This window comes from Tatumella sp. JGM94 (assembly GCF_018257595.1).
Taxonomy (GTDB): Bacteria; Pseudomonadota; Gammaproteobacteria; order Enterobacterales; family Enterobacteriaceae; genus Tatumella; species Tatumella punctata.
This window is the reverse complement of record NZ_JAERJN010000012.1, coordinates 114,137-114,396: the sequence shown is the minus strand read 5'-3', so window position 1 is coordinate 114,396 and position 260 is coordinate 114,137. Positions and strand designations below refer to the sequence as shown.

The 260-nt window shown below is 60.8% G+C and carries 1 protein-coding gene; it reads left to right on the top strand.

Annotation, left to right across the window (positions count from 1 at the left end):
- Positions 1-78: 78 nt before the first annotated feature.
- A partial coding sequence (locus JK216_RS10225) for a hypothetical protein (RefSeq protein WP_212715378.1) occupies positions 79-260 on the top strand: 182 nt, incomplete at its 3' end.

Here is a 260-nt window from a genome sequence, read left to right as displayed (position 1 = left end):
TAAGGCCCGCGCCCCCGGGCCTTAACCCGTCCGCCGCAGTGCGGCTGCTGAAACTCCGCCACTGATGGCGGAAGGAAAATGTACAGGGCCGGACGTTTATGCCCGAAGGCGGGTGGATTAGCACTGGCTATAGATAACGCTGATGCGGGTATGCCGCATATCAATCCGGCGGGATTCTGTTCGCCATTACGTAAAGTCATTTTTTACGGCCCCGCTGCGGGCGACCAGGCAAAGGGCGCAATGGCCGCGCCCTCTGCACT